Origin of the sequence: Paraburkholderia silvatlantica (genome assembly GCF_003096715.1) — a bacterium.
Taxonomy (GTDB): domain Bacteria; phylum Pseudomonadota; class Gammaproteobacteria; order Burkholderiales; family Burkholderiaceae; genus Paraburkholderia; species Paraburkholderia silvatlantica.
In genome coordinates this window covers 1-19,730 of the sequence record NZ_QEOL01000011.1, presented here as the reverse complement: position 1 = coordinate 19,730, position 19,730 = coordinate 1, and the positions used below count along the sequence as shown (strand labels likewise).

The window sequence follows — 19,730 nt, the reverse complement described above, 5'->3', positions numbered from 1 at the left end:
GGATCGACGGTCGACTACGATTACAAAGAGACCGCGAACTAGGGTGGCGCGCTTACCGTCAGCCTCGGTGTTGACGACCAATCGCGGATCGACAGCTTTCAGCGTGAGAACATCACTAACCTTGTGATTACGCCTGAAGGAGACTTCCTCGTCTCAAACGTAAAGTTTGGCGTGCGTTTCGTACGCTCCTCGTAGTGGCTGTCAGGCGGCGGCTTTGACGCGTGCACCGGACGTTCGGAAAAACGCCGCGACTGTCCCCGTAGGGTTGAGCCGAGCCTCTTGCGACCCGAAGCAGCCCTTGGACCCAACCGGACCCGTTTGGCCGCTTGCGAGATACAACGGCCGTTCGTTGAGTCGCGGTGAGCGGAGGCCAGTTCGAAGAGAGGCGACCACTTGGCGAACAGACCCTGGCGAGTTCGCGGTTTGCGATGAGCTTCAGGTGCTGCCCTGAAGCGCCAAGCCTCGGGCTTCGTCGAGAATCCATGTCGCAAATGCCTGCAGTGGCCCCGCACTCAATTCGATTGGCTCGGGAAGAACGAGGCTGAAGTTTTTGGCGACCCCTTTACCCACCGGCCAGGGCGCAACCAAACGGCCTTGTTCAAGCTCTGTCCCGATGTAAAGGCGCGGCACCAATGCCACGCCCAAGCCGGCTAGCGCCGCCTCAATCAGCATGGAATGGAGATCGTAACGGGCACCGATCGCAGAGTTGGTCAGCACGATGCCGGACTCTTGGGCATAAAGCTGCCAGGCGTCCGGATTTTGCCGCCTGTGAAGGCGTGGCAGTTCATCCAGCGGCGTGTTCGCGCCGGCGTCCTCGAGGAGCGCCGGACTGCAGACGGGCACCAACACCTCCTCGAGCAGGTGATGCAAATGCATACCCGCCCATGCGGGATGCTCGAAGTGAATGGCTGCGTCGAAACCGCTACCTGCAAGAAGGAAGGGGTCCATCCGTTCTGCGATATGCACGGTGATGTTCGGGTGCTTGTCCTGAAAGCACTTCAGCCGGGGGATGAGCCAACGCGTTGCGAAGGTCGGAATGGCTGCGATATCGATGCTCGCGCCCTCGATGGGCTGCCCCATCAGATACAGGCTGTCGCGTTCCAGCCGATCGAGACTCTCACGAACCTGCACTGCGTATCGCGTGCCATTCGGTGCAAGCCGCACGCGATTTCCGACTCGCTCGAATAGTGCAACACCCAAAAACGACTCCAACCGAGCAATCTGACGACTGATGGCGCCCTCAGTGAGCGCCAATTCCTCAGCGGCGCGGGAGAAGCTTCCGTGTCGCGCCGCTGCCTCGAAGGCCAGGAGCGCCGAGTTGCTTGGGATCTTGCGTCGCACTGGAATCTGGCCGAGGTATTGGATGGACGGCAACTTGAGTAAAAGTCACTGAAGGCTGACTTTATTTCGATTTCCACGGGGGAAACATCGGACTAGCATTACTTTACCGCAATGAAAGTGGCGCTTGCAGCGAGATGCGCATCCGCCACCAAGGACAATCCGATGATCTACACCGTGGAATGCAGCTTCGCCGATCCCACCAGCGAGGCCGAATGGAACAACTTCTATAGTCTCGAAAAGCTGCCTGCTCTTATCTCGGTGACTGGCTTTCACACGTCGCAGCGCTTCAAGGCGACAAGCGATGGTTGCCCTGTCTACCTGGCCGTCCACACGATCGACAGTCTCGACGTTCTGACGGGAGACGAATATCGCCGCAAGGGCGGCGGTAATTTCGCAAGGTGGCAGCAACACATCACCGACTGGCATCGAAATCTCTACAGCGATATTGGTATGGCACCCGCGGTCAACGCCGACGAACTGCTCGCGCTGTGCGCAAGCGGCCCCGATTCGCTGATCCGAATGGGCCTCGACCCGTTGGCCATGCAAGCAGTTGCGCTGGAGAAGTTTCCGGAACGTCGTTGGCTCGCAAAACTGCGTCTGGGCGACGCCCGTCTTTTCGAGGGTCTTGAGGGCGTTCACCTTTACGCGCCGATGACGGAACAACTGACCAGCGCTCGAACGGCTTCGACCGCGCAGGAAAGATAGTCAGCGATGCCAAACGTCACGTTCTACTTTCACGCGGGGAAAGTGCCGTCCGACGAACAGCTTGCCGACCTGTCCGACGACTGTGTCCGACTCTGCACTAACGTACTCGAAGCAGAACTCAAAAACGTTCACGTCGTCTATGTGGACGTTCGGCATGGGCACGGACATCCCGTTTTCGTGGAAGTCCAATATCGCCTTGAGATGTTTCGCACGCCGGCAGTAATGAACTGGTTCATGGAAGCGCTCGAGAGCGCCATCGCTTGCCGCACAGGTTTCACGGCGCGCATCCGTTGTTTCGGCTACGCCGCGTCGAACATTCACGCCCGAAATTAATTGGTCTGGAGAAGCATGGTGCCCACCCTTACGTTTCCGAGTCAGCAAGTCGGCGACTTCACGATTACCGCCATCAGCGATGGCTATCTCACGGCCAGCCTCGACTACCTTTCGAATATCGACGTCGCGGAGGCCGCCAGAATGCAGGGCGACGCGGGGCAGAAGGAGCCCGCTGCCGTACATATCAACTGCTACGTGGTGCGCGGAGCGGGCCGCACCGTGCTTATCGACAGTGGCGCTGGTGGGATCAAGCAATGGGGCGGTCGCCTGAAGCCCAATTTATTGCTTGCCGGAATCGAACCGTCCACGATCGACACCGTCCTGCTCACACACGCCCATCCTGACCACGTCGGGGGGCTGCTGGATGCCGCCGGAGAGACGGCCTTTCCGGACGCACAGCTTGTCGTTCACGAGCGAGAGGTGACGTTCTGGCAGGACGACGGCAATCTGGCGCGAGCCAGCGAGCGGGCGCGCGGAAACTTCCTTATCGCGCGCCGAGTGTTCGACTGCTACAGCGACACGCTCCGTACTTTCGACGATGGGGATGTGCTTCCCGGTATCCGGGCGATGTCACTTCCGGGACACACCGACGGGCACACCGGCTATCTCCTCGAATCCGGCGATACGGGTCTGCTGGTTTGGGGAGATGTGGTTCACTTTCCTCACATTCAAATTGAGCGGCCGGATGTATCGATTGCGTTCGATCAGGACGCGTCTTTGGCCGCGACCACACGAGCCCGGCTTTTGGACCAGGTTAGTTCCGAGCGGCTTCTGATCGCCGGCATGCATTTGGGCGAAGCCGGTTTCGCGCGGATAACGCGAACGAGGGGGAAATACGGTCTGCTTTACGGGGCCGAAGCGTGAGCCCTGGCGGTCGCTGACTGTGGGGCGCTTGCTGTAGACGTTCGGCCGGCGCTTGACGAAGCACCCTGGGTGACGTCCGCCAGTCTGACTTGTCGGACCCGTGACGTACGACTGTTGCCGAGGCTGAAGCTGTCGTTCGAAGGGCAAACCGCTGAGATGGGCGACCGTCGCTTCCTGGCGACCTCTAACCGATCACGTCGCCAAATGGTCATCCACAGCCCCAAGAGGCTTGTGTCGCGCTGGATCAGAGCGCGGCCTTCAGGTCCGCCAGCGTCATCATGACGGTCATCGGTGCAAGCGGCGAGACCTCGAAGCCCAGCGCGAGATAGAAGCGGTGCGCGTCCTGGTTGAGCGCGTGCGCGATGACGCCGCGAATCCCTATTACGTCCGCTGCCTGCGCGATGCGCGCGCCGGCATCGCGCATCAGTGCCCGAGCCACGCCTTTACCCTGCCAAGCCCGATCGACGGCCAACCGTGCGAGCACGACCACGGGGATAGGATCAGGCATGTTGCGGCGGAAACGGCCTGGCGCCGCGTCGACATCGACAGCGCCCGAGGCGAGCGCGTAGTAGGCGATCACTCCCGCATCGTCGCAGACGACGAAGGTACGCGTGGCGCCGCTCGCTTGGTTCTTGAGCGCGCGACGCCTCAGCCATTCATCGAGGCTCGGTTCCCCCGACTCGAAGGCTTTGAGCACATGGTGGCTATAGAGGGGCTCTGGTGCGCGCAGCGTCATGTCGCTCCGCTGGGAGCGTCCCAGGGTGCGGGTGTGCGCATGGTGCGTTTGAGGCGCTCGTTCGGCGCAGGCGCAGCGTCGAGGCGCGCCATGAACTCGGCGAAGACCTCGGGTGTCGCTCGGACGAGCGCCGTCTCGACAAGCGTTTCCTCAGCCGCGGCGCGCGCTGCCGCGAGAATGAAGTCGGTGCGCGTCTGGCCCCGAGCAGCAGCGGCCCGGTCGATCAGATTGCGCTCGTCGGACGTGATTCGCATGTTGAGCGCCTCGCGCTTTGGAGCGACAGCGTGTGGGGTAGGCATAGAGGCCTCCCTGAAAAACTGAAGAAGGCTAGAGTATAACAGAATCGTAATGACTGCGTCATTACGGCAAGATGGCGATGCTGCCGACTGGAGAATTCAGGGCTCCGGGGGAACGGCGGATGCGGCCTCCCTCCCATGCACCCATGGCACTGTCGATACGGCTGAAAATAAGGGGGAAAGTCAGCCCGGCCCGACGCGACACCGTCTCGCGGGCTCCCGCGGCACGACGACACCCAGGCGACAGGTTCCGACCCACAAGAGACGTAGAACCCGGCGCTATCTGTGCGACCGTGTTGAGCGGTACAACGGTCATCCCTCTATCTGCAGCGGCCACCACATCCCTAGCCGACTGAGTAACTGCCAGAGCGGCGCCATCCACGGGGGCACTCGCTTAGTCGCATGCGATCGTTCGGTAAATCCCAAAAAGCCTGCGTGAGCGGCTCGGAGCGAGCAGAGCCGCCCCATTCTTGCTTCAGTTGACGGTCGCCCGCCAAAGCCGCGCAAGCTCATGAGCGGGACCGCAGGCGTGTCCGGTGGCGGCCTTAACTCGGGCTCGTCATCGCGCGACGACGAGCCCTGGATTCCGCGATGGCTACTCTTCGAGCAAACACGCATTCAATTGCTCCAGTATCGACCAGCAAGGAATTGGCATCTTCACGACCTGGGTTGCATCGCCGCCCCGTTTCACCCACGAACTGGTGACAACCCGCGACGCCTTGCGATCGATCCTGTAGTCGGCCGTGTAGATATTGCCCAGCATGGCCACAAGCAGCGTCCCGTCCGCACACGGGTATATATTGGCGACCTCGGGGCGATTGAACTGCGTGTCGAAATCGTGATAGATCCACGACGGACGCGCGATCTTGCCTCTTCGGCATTTGAGCATAGAGGCATGCGTCGCGCACGCGATGCCCCCCTTTCCGAATAGCCACACATAGTGAGCATCGACCTCGATCGCGTTGTAGCTCGTCCAGCCTTCTGGACCTTCCACGGTGAACGGCTCAGCCTGTTCCGCCACATACAACCGATTTGTGTTGCGGATCCCGCCATACGTGAGCACCGAGTTCTGTTTGCGCTGGTTGTGGCCGGTCAGGGCGTCGCCGTCCGGGTCATCCGATAAAGCACTCGCAGGAACATACACGGAGCGAATTTCCGCAAGGTCGGCCCGATTAAGCTGGATGTTCAGCCGGGTGCTCTTCCCGTCTTTCCCGATCGTGTAGTAATTCACGTAGCGCGCACGGCCCATGTCCCTGTTCTCGACCACAAGCGAAACGAGCGTCTTGGGGGGCGTGTCTTCGATACCGAATGTGCCACCGTTGAACGCAAGCCCGCTGACGTCGAGGTATGTTTCCGGGTGACTCACACCCTGGAAATCGTCGCCGATCACGGGACCGGTGTCGGACAGGTTGCCACTAACAGAATCGAGAAGAAAGTGCGAAACACGGGACGGCCCGTCCTCTACCGCCAGAAGTTCATATTGGGGGGTGAACGAGTCAATCTGGGCCTTGGGGGTGTGGATGGAGAGGCTACCAAGCCAACCGGTGTTGCTCTTATAGTCCCACGCGAGAGGGGCGGCTTTGCCGTTACCCCGGGCGACATACAGTCCAAGACCGGTCCCGCGACGTCCGACGCGCAGGTAGAGTCCACGCTCACGCGCAACAGGCCGCACGGCTGTCACGATCTTGAGCATTTCCTTTTTATCCGCTTCCCACGAAGCGGGAAGTACTTTCACGAGTGCCGCAAGATAAAGCACGGCTTCATGGCACCGACTCCGGACCTCATCGGAAAGAGGGCTTGTCTTGTTCTCCTTTCGAGTAGCGGCCAACACCGCCTCCAGTTTTTCTCGACTGATCATGCAACTGAGCATCGTGTTTGCTGTCAGCAATTCGATATAAGTCTGGCACCACACGCCGAGGACTTCAGGCCATCCGTCCTTGCTCTGATTCGACGGCTTCTTGAGATATGCCGCCACTTTCCAGTTCAAGAAAACCGGGACATCGAGTTTCGCCTGATCCCTCCCAAGTCCCCAACCGAGTGCGATTAACTCCGTCAAGAAAGCGTCGGCTTCGGTCTCGTTCGTGAGGGGCATGCCCAGAATTTCGTCGATGCTTCCTTTCGCGATCTTCCGACGCCGGTACTCGCATGTGCCGCCCGTCAGCGACTTTTCGGCATATTTCGTTGCCAGCGTCAAACTCGTATCGCTGCCGATCTTCTCCACCTGGTAGGGCTTTGTCGGCGCCTCCGAATTGAACGTGAGCCACTGACCGACTTCGACGGTCGTGCTGAAGTTCGTACCGATTCCGACGACATTTTCTGAATCATTTGCCAGGGAGACCGTACCGGGGAGCGCGACTGCCGCCATCCACTTCTTCTCACCCTCGCATTTCGAACGCAACGACGATGTGTAGCTGCTGATACTGTGACCGAAACCCTTGATCGACTCGATCTCCTCGTCGGTCTTGAGCTGATCCAGCATCTTCTGGATCTTGCTTTCAAGCGAGGGCTGCTGCGGCGCGAAAAAACTGAGAATCTGCGCCACAACCGAGAGCAGTGCGCCGATCAATACACCGACGGGCCCGCTCGTTGCCGTCGCTGCGGTCAAAATCGGGAGTACGCTCGCGCAGATGCTCATCATCGACGCGGAGGCCGAGATATAGTCGCCCTTCTTGAACGCCTTGTCGGCTGCGTAAATGCCATTCACGAGAGCCGGGAGGTTCTTTGCGATGGAGTCGCTGAGGTCTTTGTAGCGAGCGGATGTTTTTCCCTTTTCCACTGCCAACTCATATTGCGTTTGGATTCGCTCGATACTGCTTTCCAAATTCGACTTGTCGACAGGGTCCATGCCAACCAGTTTCAAGTCCAAGAGCAAATCGATTTGCGCTTTAATTTGTTGCTCTGCAGGCGTAGGCATGATGGGGTCCTCGTCTTGAATGTTGAATACAACAGTGGTGTTTTCTGCGCATGGCTCTCGATCAGGCGGTCTGCCAGGCTCAGAGAATCGAGCGGCCGGCTTGTGAGCTCAACCGGCCGCATAGGCCAGATCAGAACTGATACCCGACGCGGAGGTTGCCCTGCTGCGCCGATGCGTGCGTGGTGTTGATCACCGTGTCGTAGCTGAGCGAGACATCGAGGTTTTTCAGCGGATGCAGCGTCATGCTCGCACCCGCCGTGAGATATCCGCGCGGAAAGCTCGTTCCCGGCGCGACGAACACCGTGCCGTCTTGCGCCGCCACGTTAATCGCGCGATTCGCGTCGAGCAGCTCGCGTGCATAGCCCAAACGCAGTTCCGCGTTGACCGGCTTCAATGCATCGCCGAATGCCCGGTCGACAGTCACACCCACATACGGTTGCAGGCTGTGTACGTTATCCGTGCCGACATTCAGATCCTGCCCGCCGGCGCCGCTTTCGCCAAAACCATTCGCATGGAAGTACGCATAGCGCAGCCCGGCACGTGGGGTCACCGTCACGCTACCGAACGTCATCGGCAGGCTCGCCTGGGCGCCCGTGCTGAACTCCTGGCCCATGTGATCGCCTTCAGCCGTGGTGGCGGCGCCGAATGGCCGCTTCTGCGACAGGAAGTCGAGCCCCGCACCCAACGTAGCGGCAAGGTTCACCGGTCCGACATTGCGGGTACCGTACAGCGCCGCGCGTAGCGTATCGGTCGTGCCGGAATCGCCTGTGTTCTGCTCGTTGATGTCCGTGTGGTCGTAGCCGATCGCCACGCCTGCCGTGCCCGCGCCGAAGCGCTTGTCGAGGCCCGCAAGGAACCCATAGCGGTTGGCCTGGAAGCCGGGTTCGCCATGGGTGCCGCCGACCTTCGTCCAGCTTCCTGTCGCGTTGATCCAGCCATAGGGCTGCGCGGCCGTGGCCCGCGAGACCTGAACCATACGATCGAGCAGCGCCGTGCCCTGCGCCTGCGCGCCAAGAATGGCCGACGTGCCCACGGCTGTGTAGATGCTGGTGTTGGTCGGCGCGATCACCAACGGGTCCGCCGGGGTGAATGGCGCACTCAGCACGAGATCGACTGCATTGGCACCGTAGTCGAGCGATGGCGTCAGGGCGCCGAGGTTCGATGCGCCAGCGCTCGTGACACTGGCGAACTTGCCATTGATGCTGTTGGCCGACACCAGCGTGTAGGTCTTCGCCGAGTAAGTGCCCGGATCGTACGTAATCGCCAGCGTGCCGGCGAGCGCCGCGCTGCCGCCCACCTTCAGTTGCGAGGCCTGCGTCGGGCTGACCTCGATCGCAAGCGTCGCGTTGCTGGCCTGCGTGTAGTTTCCACCGACAGTCAGCGTGCCAATCGAGCCGCCCGGCATCACCACGCCCTGGTTGCTCACGTCGCCCGCCACCGTACCATGACCGCGCAGCGTACCCGCTGCATCAACGGAAACATTCCCGCCCAGCAACGCCGAAGGCGTATTGATGTCGCCCACTTCAAGCAGGCCAGCATTCACCTCGGTCGTGCCTGTGAACGACGAACTGCTGCCGTCCAGGATCAACGTGCCGCTACCTTGCTTGACAAGCGTACCTGACCCGCTAAACGTACCGGAGAAACTGCCGATCGCGCTGGAGAGCGTCAGCGACTGGCTGCCGAGTTTCACGCTACCCGTGCCCGAGAGATTCTGGATCGTTGCACCGGCCGTCGTTGCCGAGATATCCAGGGTGCCGTTGGCTGTGACGCTGCTCGATTGTGCGATGCTGCCTGTCCCGGACAGGAGTAACGCGCTGTCGCGATCGATGGTCGTGACACCCGCGTAGGTATTCGTTCCCGACAGCGTTTCATTGCTGCCCGACAGGGTAAGGCCACCGGCTCCCGATATCGCGCCCCCGAACGACCCGGAACCCGTTAGCACCAACCCGGCAGCACCCACCGAGACCGAACCTGTCCCCGACAGGCCGCCCATCGACCCGGAAATCTGGAGATTGCCAAAATTCACGACATTGCCTAGCGCAATATTGTTCCCACTCGACAGGATGAGCGTTGCAGCGTTGCCGATTGTCGTGGTACCCGTGTAGGTGTTCACGTTCGTAAGCGTTTCGGTACCCCCGCCAATCGTTAATCCACCGCTGCCGGAGATTACGCCGGAGAAGGTGCTGTTAGCGTTCGAGAGCGTCAGCGTCTGGCCGCCCAGTACGACATTTCCGCTACCCGACAAGCTCTGGATCGATGTACCGCTGGTACCGGAAATATCCAGCGTGCCACTGTCGGCGACGCTGGAATTTGCCACACTGCCGGTACCGGATAGTGCGAGGGTCGCGCCGCCGTTGATGCGCGTGCTGCCCGTGTACGTATTCGCGGCCGACAGCGTGAGCGTACCGCCGCTTTGCTGCACCGTGCCGTTGCCTGAAATGGCACCGCCAAACGTTACGTTATCCGAACGATTGAATGCGAGTGTCCCATTGTTGGTCACGCTGCCCGAGATTGAGCCGGTTGCGCCACCACTGCCGATCTGGAGCGTACCGTTGCTGATTGTCGTGCCGCCCGTATAGGTGTTGGTACCCGAGAGCGTCAGCGTGCCCGTGCCGCTTTGCGTCACCGAACCGCTGCCGGAAATGACGCCGCTATAACTCGAATTGGCCGACTGACCGAAAATCAGCGCACTGCTATTGGCGATGTTGCCGCTCAGGTTCGACGTATCACCCGTCAGATCAAGGGTGCCGCTGGTGATCGTCGTCGTACCTGAATAAGCGTTGGCACCCGAGAGCGTCAGCGTGCCCGTGCCGCTTTGCGTCACCGATCCACTGCCGGAAATGACGCCGCTATATCTCGAATTGGCCGACTGACCGAAAATCAGCGCACTGCTATTGGCGATGTTGCCGCTCAGGTTCGACGTATCACCCGTCAGATCAAGGGTGCCGCTGGTGATCGTCGTCGTACCCGAATAAGCGTTGGCACCCGAGAGCGTCAGCGTGCCCGTGCCGCTTTGCGTCACCGATCCACTGCCGGAAATGACGCCGCTATATCTCGAATTGGCCGACTGACCGAAAATCAGCGCACTGCTATTGGCGATGTTGCCGGTCAGGTTCGACGTATCACCCGTCAGATCAAGGGTGCCGCTGGTGATCGTCGTCGTACCCGAATAAGCGTTGGCACCCGAGAGCGTCAGCGTGCCCGTGCCGCTTTGCGTCACCGATCCGCTGCCGGAAATGACGCCGCTATATCTCGAATTGGCCGACTGACCGAAAATCAGCGCACTACTATTGGCGATGTTGCCGGTCAGGTTCGACGTATCACCCGTCAGATCAAGCGTGCCGCTGGTGATCGTCGTCGTACCCGAATAAGCGTTGGCACCCGAGAGCGTCAGCGTGCCCGTGCCGCTTTGCGTCACCGATCCGCTGCCGGAAATGACGCCGCTATATCTCGAATTGGCCGACTGACCGAAAATCAGCGCACTACTATTGGCGATGTTGCCGGTCAGGTTCGACGTATCACCCGTCAGATCAAGCGTGCCGCTGGTGATCGTCGTCGTACCCGAATAAGCGTTGGCACCCGAGAGCGTCAGCGTGCCCGTGCCGCTTTGCGTCACCGATCCGCTGCCGGAAATGACGCCGCTATATCTCGAATTGGCCGACTGACCGAAAATCAGCGCACTGCCATTGGCGATGTTGCCGCTCAGGTTCGACGTATCACCCGTCAGATCAAGGGTGCCGCTGGTGATCGTCGTCGTACCTGAATAAGCGTTGGCACCCGAGAGCGTCAGCGTGCCCGTGCCGCTTTGCGTCACCGATCCACTGCCGGAAATGACGCCGCTATATCTCGAATTGGCCGACTGACCGAAAATCAGCGCACTGCCATTGGCGATGTTGCCGCTCAGGTTCGACGTATCACCCGTCAGATCAAGGGTGCCGCTGGTGATCGTCGTCGTACCTGAATAAGCGTTGGCACCCGAGAGCGTCAGCGTGCCCATGCCGCTTTGCGTCACTGAACCACTGCCGGAAATCGTTCCCGAGAAAGTCCAGTTATCTGAGTGGTTGAACTCCAGCGTACCTCTGTCCATCAGGTTACCTGCGAGCGATGCGCCCGCGCCGCCGTTTCCAATCTTCAACGTACCACCCGCAGCAATGGTCGTACCGCCCGTGTAGGTGTTATTACCGGTCAGGATCGTCGTGCCGCTACCGTTCTGGCTAACGCTGCCAGTTCCGCTGATGTTGGCCGAGATCGTGGACGTATTCGTCTGGTTGAAATTGATCTGGCCGTTGTTCACGAGGCTGCTCAGTCCGGTGATCGTGCCGCCCGTCGTGTCATTGACCGTTGCATCACCAAGGTTGAACGTCCCGTTGCTGTTGATGGTGAACGATGCGCCAGCGAGGTTCAGCGTGCTGCCACCCCCCAGATTGAATATGCCCGTGCCGCCTGCGCCAGCACGGCCAAAGCTACCGGAGGTACCGGCATATCCACCCAGGACGAGCGATCCCGTAACGTTGGCCGTCGAATTTCCCGTTACGGTCACCGTACCGGTACCGCCTGCACCACCGCTGCCAGAGTTGTTCGTGACACCACCGCCACCGCCGTCCCCCCCCACCAGCAGGGTCGTCGCAGAAAGTGTCGCACCACTGTTAAGGGTGACCGTGCCAGCACCGCCGGCACCACCGGCACCAGCGTCGATGCCAGCACCACCACCACCACCACCCACCTGGAAGGTGGTCGCAGTCACTGTTGCAGTGCTACCAATGGTGACCGTACCAGCACCACCAGAACCGCCCGAGCCGCCATCAGCACCACCACCGCCACCGCCGCCTCCAACCAACATGCCAGAGGTTAGCGTCAATCCGATGCCATTACCGGTAACGGTGAGAGAGCCGACGGTGCCTGTACCGCCGTTGTTACCGAAGCTGGCACCGCCACCGCCACCGCCACCGACTCCGGCGTAGCTATAGCTGTTGGATTGGCTTGAGCCAGTGGAAATGGTGTCCGGGCTTGTTACCGTCGCGAGGGTTCCAACTCCCGTCCCGGCACCCGCATTGCCACCTGTACCATTCGTTCCATTGCCACCGATCGCCCCGCCTGAATCTCCACCGCCCCCATTGCCGGTCGTATCACCGCTACCACCGGCCGAGCCGCCACCGTTGCCGCCAATGTCGCCGAAACGGGTCGCGTAGAGGTCAATGTTACCGCCGCCGCCGCCGCCGAAGCCGCCACCGCCACCGCCCCCATAAACCGTGCCGAAGACGCCGCCGTTGGAGCCTCCCCCGCCGCCGCCGCCGAGGCCACCAGCGCCGCCGGCGTTGCCGCCCGTGGTGCTGGTGCCGCCGGTTCCTCCGCTACCGACTAGCAGAGACACCTGGGCATAAACCCCCTCCATTGGCGACAGCATTCCGCAAACCAGCAAGCCAACGGTTGCCACGGCCTTGCTCGATGTCTTGCCCCGTGATCGGGCCAGTTCTGATGCAACTTGCCACACCCTGTGTGTGGAGTTCCAAACCACCCGGTACGCCTGATTCATTTTTATCTTTCCCCGATACCTGCCGTGCACGCCGTTATGCCGCCAAATCCGTTTTAAAAATTCAGAAATCCCCGATTGGCGGACGGTAACGCATGGGCTCGGTCGAGGTAAATACTGCAAATGCAGTAGTCACCCACGCGCCTTCACGCAGGCTACATCTCGATCAGCGCCCGCATTTCGTGCGGATCGAGCGGCTTGTGCATAACGCGATATCCGTTCGACGAAGCGGCATTGATTCCTTCGGTCGAGGTATCGCCGGTAATGATGATCGCCGGTATCGGGCGCCCGATCGAGTCGGTTATCGCCCGGATGACGTCGACACCCGTCACGTGCCTCGCCAGCCTGTAATCGGTCACGACAAATTCCAGCAGGGAGCCATGTGACCTGGCTACCAACATTACCTGTTCCAGAGATTGCGCCGTGACAACGGTGTGTCCCCAGGCTCCAAGCAGGGTCTCCATGCTGCCCAGCACGTCACGATCGTCGTCCACGACCAGGATCGTCTTCTTTGGGCCGCCGGAGACCGCCGGTGCCTGTTGCACTTGCTCGCCGGTCCCGGATGGACGAATGTTTTGCATGACCGGCAGCCTGATGGAAAAGAGCGAGCCGCGTCCAGGCCGCGAGCGCACCTGGACACTCGCACCGAGCAGGGTGGCCGTTCGCTGCACGATGGCGAGGCCTAGCCCCAGGCCCTGTTCCCGATCACGCGCTGCATTGTCGACCTGATAGAACTCCCTGAAGATACTGGGCAGTTGATCGGATGCGATTCCGATGCCGGTGTCGAATACCTGGACCTCTACGTCCGCGCCGCGGCGCCGGCAAGCGACGAGGATGCCTCCATGGTTCGTGTAACGCACCGCGTTCGACACCAGGTTGGTCAGGATATTGCGCAGGAGAACTGCATCGGTATCCAGCCAGATTGCGGTCGGGCGAAATCTCAGTGTCAGCCGTTTCGCTGAGGCGGCGCTGAGAAACTGGCTTTCCAGCGCGTCCAGTTCCTGCTGAAGTGGAAAACAGCGCGGCTCGACTTCGATCGCCCCCGCATCGAGCCGTGAGACGTCCAGCAATACATTCAGCAACTGACACATGCCTTTCAGCGCCGTCTGCAGGCGTTCGGCGATCTCATCGAGCGCCGCGCGCCCGATGGTCGGTGCCCCGGCCATGGCGCGCAGCGTTGCGATGTAGAGGCCCAACGCATGGGCGGGCTGACGCAGGTCGTGGCTCGCGGCAGCCAGGAATTGCGATTTGCTGCGGTTGGCGATCTCGGCTCGCTCCTTTTGCTCGGTCAGTTGCCGGATCAGGCCAACGTTCTCGAAACGCAACAACACGGCGTCGCGCACCGTCCGTTGCAGGGTCCGGCTGAATGCGATGTTGACTCCCAGCAGGAACAGCGAAAGGAATCCCAGCACGGAAAACAGCGGCGTGCCATACATGAAGGAGCGAATGGCGAACGGCAGCACGGTCGGCACGGCAAAGCCAAGATAGGTCGGCCACCAGCAGGACAGCGAAGCAACCGATCCCCCCGTCATGCCGGCCAGCACAATGCAGGTCAGTACTGTCACGACGGTGTTGTCCGGCGCAAAGAACAGAATCCCCATGGAGCCCCACAGGCAGCCGGACATGGCCGAGAAGAACATGTATCGCCGGACGCGACGCATAGCTGTCGCGACAGGGTGCTCAGGCGCTCGACCATCGCGCCACACCATCACGATCCGCATGCCGGTCAGCACATAGATGGCAGTCGCCCACGCCAGCAGATCGCGTCGCAGAACCTCGTTCCACAGCAGAAGTACCGTCAGGCTGACCACGGCGATATTGCCGAAAAGGATAGGCGGCGACTGACGATATAACGTGTTGACCAGCGCCAGGCGCACATTGTCGCCATATTCGTGAGGTATTCTGTTTGCCATCTTGAACACGCGCGTCTGATCTTGTGTAACGTCAGGTTCTCGGGAAACCCGTTACGCCGCACGATGCGCCGCACCGGCGATTGCTCGGCATTGTCGCAAAAGAATGAGATATCGAGTGGCCCCAGAAAATGGTGAAAGAAAAATGAAAAAAATCGTGCTTGCCGAAGATCACGCCATGATTCGCGACGGTATGAAGCTGCTACTAATGACGAGGAGCAGCTGGTGCGTGGTGGGCGAGACAGGAGACGGGCGGATGGTCGGTCAGCTCGTGCGCGATACACAGGCGGACCTGTTATTGCTGGACCTCGATTTGCCGGGCTGCCGGGGCATCGAGCTGGCGCAACAGATCAGGGGCGAATTCCCGCAGACCAGAATTCTGGTCGTGACGGGCAACCAGAGTGCTTCCGAAGTCAGGTCTGCCATGGCGGCTGGCGTGGACGGGTACACGCTCAAACATGAAGACGGCGACGAACTTCTTCATGCGATTTCCCTGGTGCTGTCCGGCATCCGGTATGTGAGCAAGGCGCTCGCGCATACGCTGGAGATCGTGCACGACAGCGTTGCGCAATCGATCACGGCGCGGGAAAGGCAAATCCTCGTGCTGGTCGCCAAGGGACTTTCCAGCCGGGACATCGCTGAGAAACTGGATCTGAGCGTGCTGACGGTGCGCAAACACCGACAGAATCTGATGTCGAAATTGTCGTTGCACAACGTTGCCGAATTGACCGCCTACGCCATCCGGGACGGACTGGCCATGACACCGGCGGTTTCGTGACGCGCACGCGCCAGCCCCGCGGCTCACAGCGATTCGAACTCTGATCCTGTCCGCTCACGCACTCTTCGTGCAAAACCAGGCGGTCAGCCGTAGCACCCAGACACGCGTTGCGCTGCTGATGAGCAGCGAACCCGTCTTTGGTGCCTTGTTTGCAAGCGTATGGCTTGGGGAAAGGGCATCTTTGCTTACGCCAACTGGTGGCGGGGTGATCGTCCTTGCGTCCCTGCAGGCATCGATTAAGGGAAAGGATCGCCGCGATGGCGATGTCGTCCCGAATTTTGAAGAGCCGAAATGGCTAGCCCCTGATATACGAGCGCCGAGAAAGTTGGGCTTTGATGCTTTGAAAGCAGCGTTGGATGCAGAAGAAATCAGGAGATCCCTCGAAGGTCGGTTGGCAAACGCTGAGCGGCCGTTCGACCGTCCGTGTGCATTCGCCAGCGAGCGTCAGAAACTGGCCGATTGGGTGAAGTCGCCAACGGCCGCTTTATGGTGCTCCAGTCCGCAACACGCTGATTCTACTGACTGACCGCTGTGGGGAGGACCGGGCCCGATGGCAGACGCGGACGCGCCCGCTCTATCTCCGCAACGCAACAACGACTGTCAGCATCAGCCACGGAAGGCGCATGCGAAATATGAGAATCATATCGGCCAACCGTGTCCCCGCCTAGATTGTGATATTCGCCACTTATAAAAACGGAACTCGATCACCTTTCGCCATATTTGGAAGTGTCCGAACGCGATCAGCGCGAGGCTGTCGCCGCGATTGATCTCGGCGAGTGACGCGTGCCAAGGTGGGGTGTCGTTAGTCGTGTAGCGCGTGCGCCCTTGCCCTTGCATTCCGATCCTCCTTACCTTAAAGTAAGGAGGATCGGAGGTGTCACCATGACAGCAGCAACTATCACTTCAAAGGGCCAGGTCACGATCCCTGTGGACGTGCGGAATCAGCTTGGCTTGCAGTCCGGCGACCGGATCGAATTCAGCTTCAACGAGGCGACGGGCCGGTATGAGGTTTATCCGGCCACGCGGTCGCTTGCGTCCCTCAAGGGCATCGTGAAGAAGCCGGCGAAACCAGTGTCGGTCGAGGACATGAACCGGGCGATCGCCGAGCAGGGGGCATCCGCGCGATGATCGGACTGGACACGAATGTGCTGGTCCGTTATTTCGCACAGGACGATGCGGTGCAGTCGAAGAAGGCGACCGCGCTGATGGAATCCCTGTCGGCCGAGCGGCCGGGGTACGTTTCACAGGTCGCGCTGGTCGAGGTCGTGTGGGTGCTCGGGCGGTGCTACGGTGTCGAGCGCGAGCAGATGAAGGATCTCATCGACTCGATGATCGGCACCAAGGAACTGGTCATCGAAGGTGCGGACACGGTGCGAAAGGCACTTCGCGTATTCGTCGCATCTGCGAAAGCGGATTTCGTGGACTGCCTGATCGAGCGGTCCGGGTACGTAGCCGAGTGCGAGTACACCGCTACTTTCGACGTGACGGCCTCGAAGGTTGCCGGGATGCAGTTGATTAAATAAATCACGGCGCGAGCCGATAAACGGAAAACGATGGGAATTCTTCGATTGTTCGATCACATGATGGCGCGCAATGCCCCGATATCATATTTCGTTGTGTTGCTGGTCGCCGTGGCGTGCGGTGCGGACAAACGGACACTACGTCTGGAAGCTCTAGGAAAGCGCCGGCCTGGCTGGCACCCGGGAGAATTCATCATCCGTACGCGATAGCGAAAGATATCGCTAGTCCTGAAAAGAAATTGAACCGTGGTCGATTCATCGAACTTGTACGGCGCACGGCTGGCATGGGCATGACGCCCATGACGGCGAAAGGCTGGTTCAGGGCAAACGATAGTACAGATCTAACGCAAAAACCAATTGGTTATATGCTAAATCTTAATGCCGTGGGAAAGAACGTCCACATCAAAGTCGACGATCCCGAGGAGCGTTATACCGGCATTGTCGGCTCGGGACCCTTCGCGGAGAGGGAGGCCCTGCAGTGGGAATGGGTGGTGAGGTGGGATAATAGCTGGCCGCGCGACACGTCGCCAAACGAGCCGCAACTTTGGGACAGGTGGACGAAATATCTTGAGGTACCTCCGACTGGCAACGCACCCAGGCGTCCAGCCCGACGTTGTCGACGACGTCGGGAAAGAAAGTGAAGTGGTTGTGTCGCGATAAGAGAAGTGAGGCGTACGCACTCCGGTATGAATAGGAATGCTTACATGATCAGCGAGTAGAATTGCCCGGCCGCAGTTCGGATGTTTCGCTCGTCGTGCATCTGCCTTTTTCGAATCATGTGCATCAACTCGATGCCGGACAGAATGATGCGCGCGCACCGGAAACTCTTGAAACCCTTCATCGGCTTGACAATGCGTTTGACGGCACGATGGTCCTGGTCGGGTACCCCGCGCCTTGCGGCGCTTCGTTGCGTTGTCAGAGCCGTTCTTGATTCAGGCTCCTAGGTTCACCGGGTGACACCGGTGGTTCACTCCTTCTATGCGGCGCGAAGGGCGAACAACTTCTGTAAGCGACTTCGTGTCGCACCTCGATCAGGTTGTTGAGATATTTCGAGGATCAGACTTTCGTGTCCTCCGGCAGCACACCGTCGCTCTTCGTCTCCCGCACAGCACGGTGCGAGGCAGCATAGCCATCGAGCGTGATGGTCTTCGGTGGCTTGCCCTGATGTTTGATTGCCTTGCTGAAAAAGGCTTCGCGCGATCCCGAACACGCTGATTCGATCCATGATCATCTTCAGCATCGCTCACCTGTTGCCATGTATTCCGGTTAGTCAAAAATTAGATTGTGATTACAAGCTCGGAGTAGCGCCCTACGGTGTCATCATTGGTTAGCAATCGCAATGGCTCAGTAATGGCCTGCGCAACTAGTAGCCGGTCAAACGGATCGCGGTGAATATCGGGCAGATCGCGAACTGCGGCAGCGTGTGCCACCGTCACGGGCAGTTCGCGAAAGCCCGCTTCTTCCATGCGAGCTACTAGCTCATTCACGTCTGCGTCCAGCTTCCCGATTCCAGACTTGATTTCAATTTCCCAAATGCTCGCGGCGCTGACGAAAACGGCTTCTGCGCTCAACATGATGGCCTCGGCATTCTTCGTGAGTTGCTTGTCGCCGCTCATGGCCCAAAGGAAAATGTGGGTATCGATCAACAGGCGCATTACCGACCCTCAAATGTCGCCAAAACATCGTCGGGTAACGGCGCGTTGAAATCATCAGCAATCTTGATCTTCCCCTTCATCAGACCGAAGCGAAGTTTGGGCTTCTTCTCGACAGAAACAAGGCGAACCACCGGGGTTCCAGCCTTCGCGATAACAACCTCTTCTCCACTGAGGGCCGCCTCAATGAGGCGCGAAAGCTGCGACTTTGCCTCATGAATATTCACGGTTTGCATAGCACCCTCCATCGATGTGAGTCTAGTTTGGCTTAGCTAACACGAAAAAGCAATCGGCGCAGGCCTCATGGAACGTCGCAGAACATCTGCCTCAGCTTTCGATCGGACACGGCGAGATAGGGCAAACCGGGTTCTGTCGCACTAACGCGATCGCGTAGAGTCTGTCGAACCGCAACGCACGGCGAAGCATGATGGCAAAGACGAAGACGTCACGTCAAGTTCCGGACCAACGTCATGCTCGGCTTCAACCGGTTCAGGAACGCTGCAATCACTCTTGCAGGCATTGAGCTGATGCATCGCATTCGCAAGGGCCAATTCAACCCCGCGAAGCTCGGCCTCAAAGATACCGGTGCGCCCGTCGTCCGGAATGCTGTCCTGTCTGCTCGATAGGAATCCTCTCGATAGGCCTCATCTCTTCCAGACCACACCTATTTGCACCAGAGCCCTCGTGATCGGGTGAGCTCCTACGGAGACGGCCCAGTCGCCAGCGAGCGGGTTCGGCGGGCACGGGGTTCAGGGAAGACGACCGGTTGCGCAGATGGTCGGGCAGCAGATCGGCGTGCTCGCGCAGGCGATACGACGAGCCCTCGATCTGCACCACGATGGCGGAAGTCGGTGGGTGGCCTTCACCAAAGGCCTGCAACCCGTGAAACGCCCAAAACCCGGGCTTTTGCAGCCTCGCGCACAGCCTCTTCTACGTCAATCCCGCGCCGCCCGCCGAACTGTCCTCGTGCTCGCGCTGCAAAGTGTTTCCCGTTTGTCGGAAATATTTCCGGTAACAAAAAGACCCGTAATCCCCCAGGCATTGCGGGTCTCAGGGCCAGCCCTTTCAAGGTCTTGATCAAGATGTCCCGCCTTTAGCGCGTTTAAGCAGGCGAGCGGTACTGTGATGGGCACGGGCTACCGCGCCTTCGA

Annotated in this window: 15 protein-coding genes and 3 pseudogenes; 8 read left to right on the top strand and 10 right to left on the bottom strand. The window is 59.9% G+C overall.

All coding sequences use genetic code 11. The features are described from left to right. Positions 1-435: 435 nt before the first annotated feature. Complete coding sequence (locus C7411_RS16135; protein ID WP_110385412.1) at positions 436-1,341, bottom strand: LysR substrate-binding domain-containing protein; 906 nt, start codon at positions 1,339-1,341, stop codon at positions 436-438. A 162-nt stretch (positions 1,342-1,503) separates the two neighbouring features. Between C7411_RS16135 and C7411_RS16130 the strand changes: the two genes are divergently transcribed. Genes C7411_RS16130 through C7411_RS16120 form a run of 3 tightly spaced genes read left to right on the top strand, consistent with a single transcriptional unit; the run spans position 1,504 to position 3,243 of the window. Continuing rightward, a complete protein-coding gene (locus C7411_RS16130) occupies positions 1,504-2,046 on the top strand; it encodes a sugar ABC transporter (RefSeq protein ID WP_110385271.1) in 543 nt (180 codons plus the stop codon). 6 nt (positions 2,047-2,052) lie between these two features. Beyond that, positions 2,053-2,379 (top strand): hypothetical protein, encoded by a 327-nt coding sequence (locus C7411_RS16125; protein ID WP_110385270.1) that lies wholly within the window; start codon positions 2,053-2,055, stop codon positions 2,377-2,379. Positions 2,380-2,397: 18 nt separating this feature from the next. Next, entirely contained in the window at positions 2,398-3,243 is an 846-nt protein-coding gene (locus tag C7411_RS16120; protein ID WP_110385411.1) for an MBL fold metallo-hydrolase, read from the top strand. Positions 3,244-3,487: 244 nt separating this feature from the next. Here the strand turns inward: C7411_RS16120 and C7411_RS16115 are convergent, their stop codons facing one another. The 5 genes from C7411_RS16115 to C7411_RS16095 all read right to left on the bottom strand — a co-directional run bounded on the left by C7411_RS16115 (position 3,488) and on the right by C7411_RS16095 (position 14,632). Then, positions 3,488-3,979 carry a GNAT family N-acetyltransferase gene (locus C7411_RS16115; RefSeq protein WP_110385269.1) on the bottom strand — a complete coding sequence of 164 codons (492 nt, stop codon included), beginning with the start codon at positions 3,977-3,979 and terminating at the stop codon, positions 3,488-3,490. Then, positions 3,976-4,278 (bottom strand): type II toxin-antitoxin system TacA family antitoxin, encoded by a 303-nt coding sequence (locus tag C7411_RS16110; RefSeq protein WP_110385268.1) that lies wholly within the window; start codon positions 4,276-4,278, stop codon positions 3,976-3,978. Before C7411_RS16110 ends, C7411_RS16115 begins: the two co-directional genes overlap by 4 nt. A 592-nt stretch (positions 4,279-4,870) precedes the next feature. Further along, positions 4,871-7,189: a hypothetical protein gene (locus tag C7411_RS16105; protein WP_110385267.1), complete on the bottom strand. Its 2,319-nt coding sequence runs from the start codon at positions 7,187-7,189 to the stop codon at positions 4,871-4,873. Positions 7,190-7,319: 130 nt separating this feature from the next. Further along, complete coding sequence (locus C7411_RS16100; protein ID WP_116603288.1) at positions 7,320-12,722, bottom strand: autotransporter-associated beta strand repeat-containing protein; 5,403 nt, start codon at positions 12,720-12,722, stop codon at positions 7,320-7,322. 152 nt (positions 12,723-12,874) lie between these two features. After that, a complete protein-coding gene (locus tag C7411_RS16095; RefSeq protein ID WP_165822822.1) occupies positions 12,875-14,632 on the bottom strand; it encodes an ATP-binding protein in 1,758 nt (585 codons plus the stop codon). Between the two features lie 142 nt (positions 14,633-14,774). Between C7411_RS16095 and C7411_RS16090 the strand changes: the two genes are divergently transcribed. The 4 genes from C7411_RS16090 (at position 14,775) to C7411_RS16075 (ending at position 16,930) form a co-directional block, all read left to right on the top strand. Next, positions 14,775-15,407 (top strand): response regulator, encoded by a 633-nt coding sequence (locus tag C7411_RS16090; protein ID WP_110385265.1) that lies wholly within the window; start codon positions 14,775-14,777, stop codon positions 15,405-15,407. Positions 15,408-15,438: 31 nt separating this feature from the next. Then, entirely contained in the window at positions 15,439-15,933 is a 495-nt protein-coding gene (locus C7411_RS38755) for a DMT family transporter (protein ID WP_110385264.1), read from the top strand. A gap of 356 nt (positions 15,934-16,289) precedes the next feature. Continuing rightward, positions 16,290-16,535: an AbrB/MazE/SpoVT family DNA-binding domain-containing protein gene (locus tag C7411_RS16080; protein WP_110385263.1), complete on the top strand. Its 246-nt coding sequence runs from the start codon at positions 16,290-16,292 to the stop codon at positions 16,533-16,535. Continuing rightward, positions 16,532-16,930, top strand: a complete 399-nt coding sequence (locus C7411_RS16075; RefSeq protein WP_110385262.1) for a PIN domain-containing protein — start codon at positions 16,532-16,534, stop codon at positions 16,928-16,930. Before C7411_RS16080 ends, C7411_RS16075 begins: the two co-directional genes overlap by 4 nt. 697 nt (positions 16,931-17,627) lie before the next feature. Here the strand turns inward: C7411_RS16075 and C7411_RS38915 are convergent. The 3 genes and pseudogenes from C7411_RS38915 to C7411_RS16055 all read right to left on the bottom strand — a co-directional run. Beyond that, positions 17,628-18,121, bottom strand: a pseudogene (locus C7411_RS38915) (DDE-type integrase/transposase/recombinase); the annotation flags it as partial. A gap of 83 nt (positions 18,122-18,204) precedes the next feature. After that, positions 18,205-18,582, bottom strand: a complete 378-nt coding sequence (locus C7411_RS16060; RefSeq protein ID WP_110385261.1) for a type II toxin-antitoxin system VapC family toxin — start codon at positions 18,580-18,582, stop codon at positions 18,205-18,207. Beyond that, on the bottom strand, positions 18,582-18,815 hold the full coding sequence (locus C7411_RS16055; RefSeq protein WP_110385260.1) for a type II toxin-antitoxin system Phd/YefM family antitoxin: 234 nt from the start codon (positions 18,813-18,815) through the stop codon (positions 18,582-18,584). Before C7411_RS16055 ends, C7411_RS16060 begins: the two co-directional genes overlap by 1 nt. A 213-nt stretch (positions 18,816-19,028) precedes the next feature. On the opposite strand from C7411_RS16055, the pseudogene C7411_RS38165 reads away from it, so the two are divergent. Then, a pseudogene (locus tag C7411_RS38165) lies at positions 19,029-19,205 on the top strand (IS6 family transposase); the annotation flags it as partial. A 61-nt stretch (positions 19,206-19,266) separates the two neighbouring features. On the opposite strand, the pseudogene C7411_RS39120 reads toward C7411_RS38165, so the two are convergent. Next, positions 19,267-19,422, bottom strand: a pseudogene (locus tag C7411_RS39120) (AAA family ATPase); the annotation flags it as partial. Positions 19,423-19,730 lie beyond the last annotated feature (308 nt).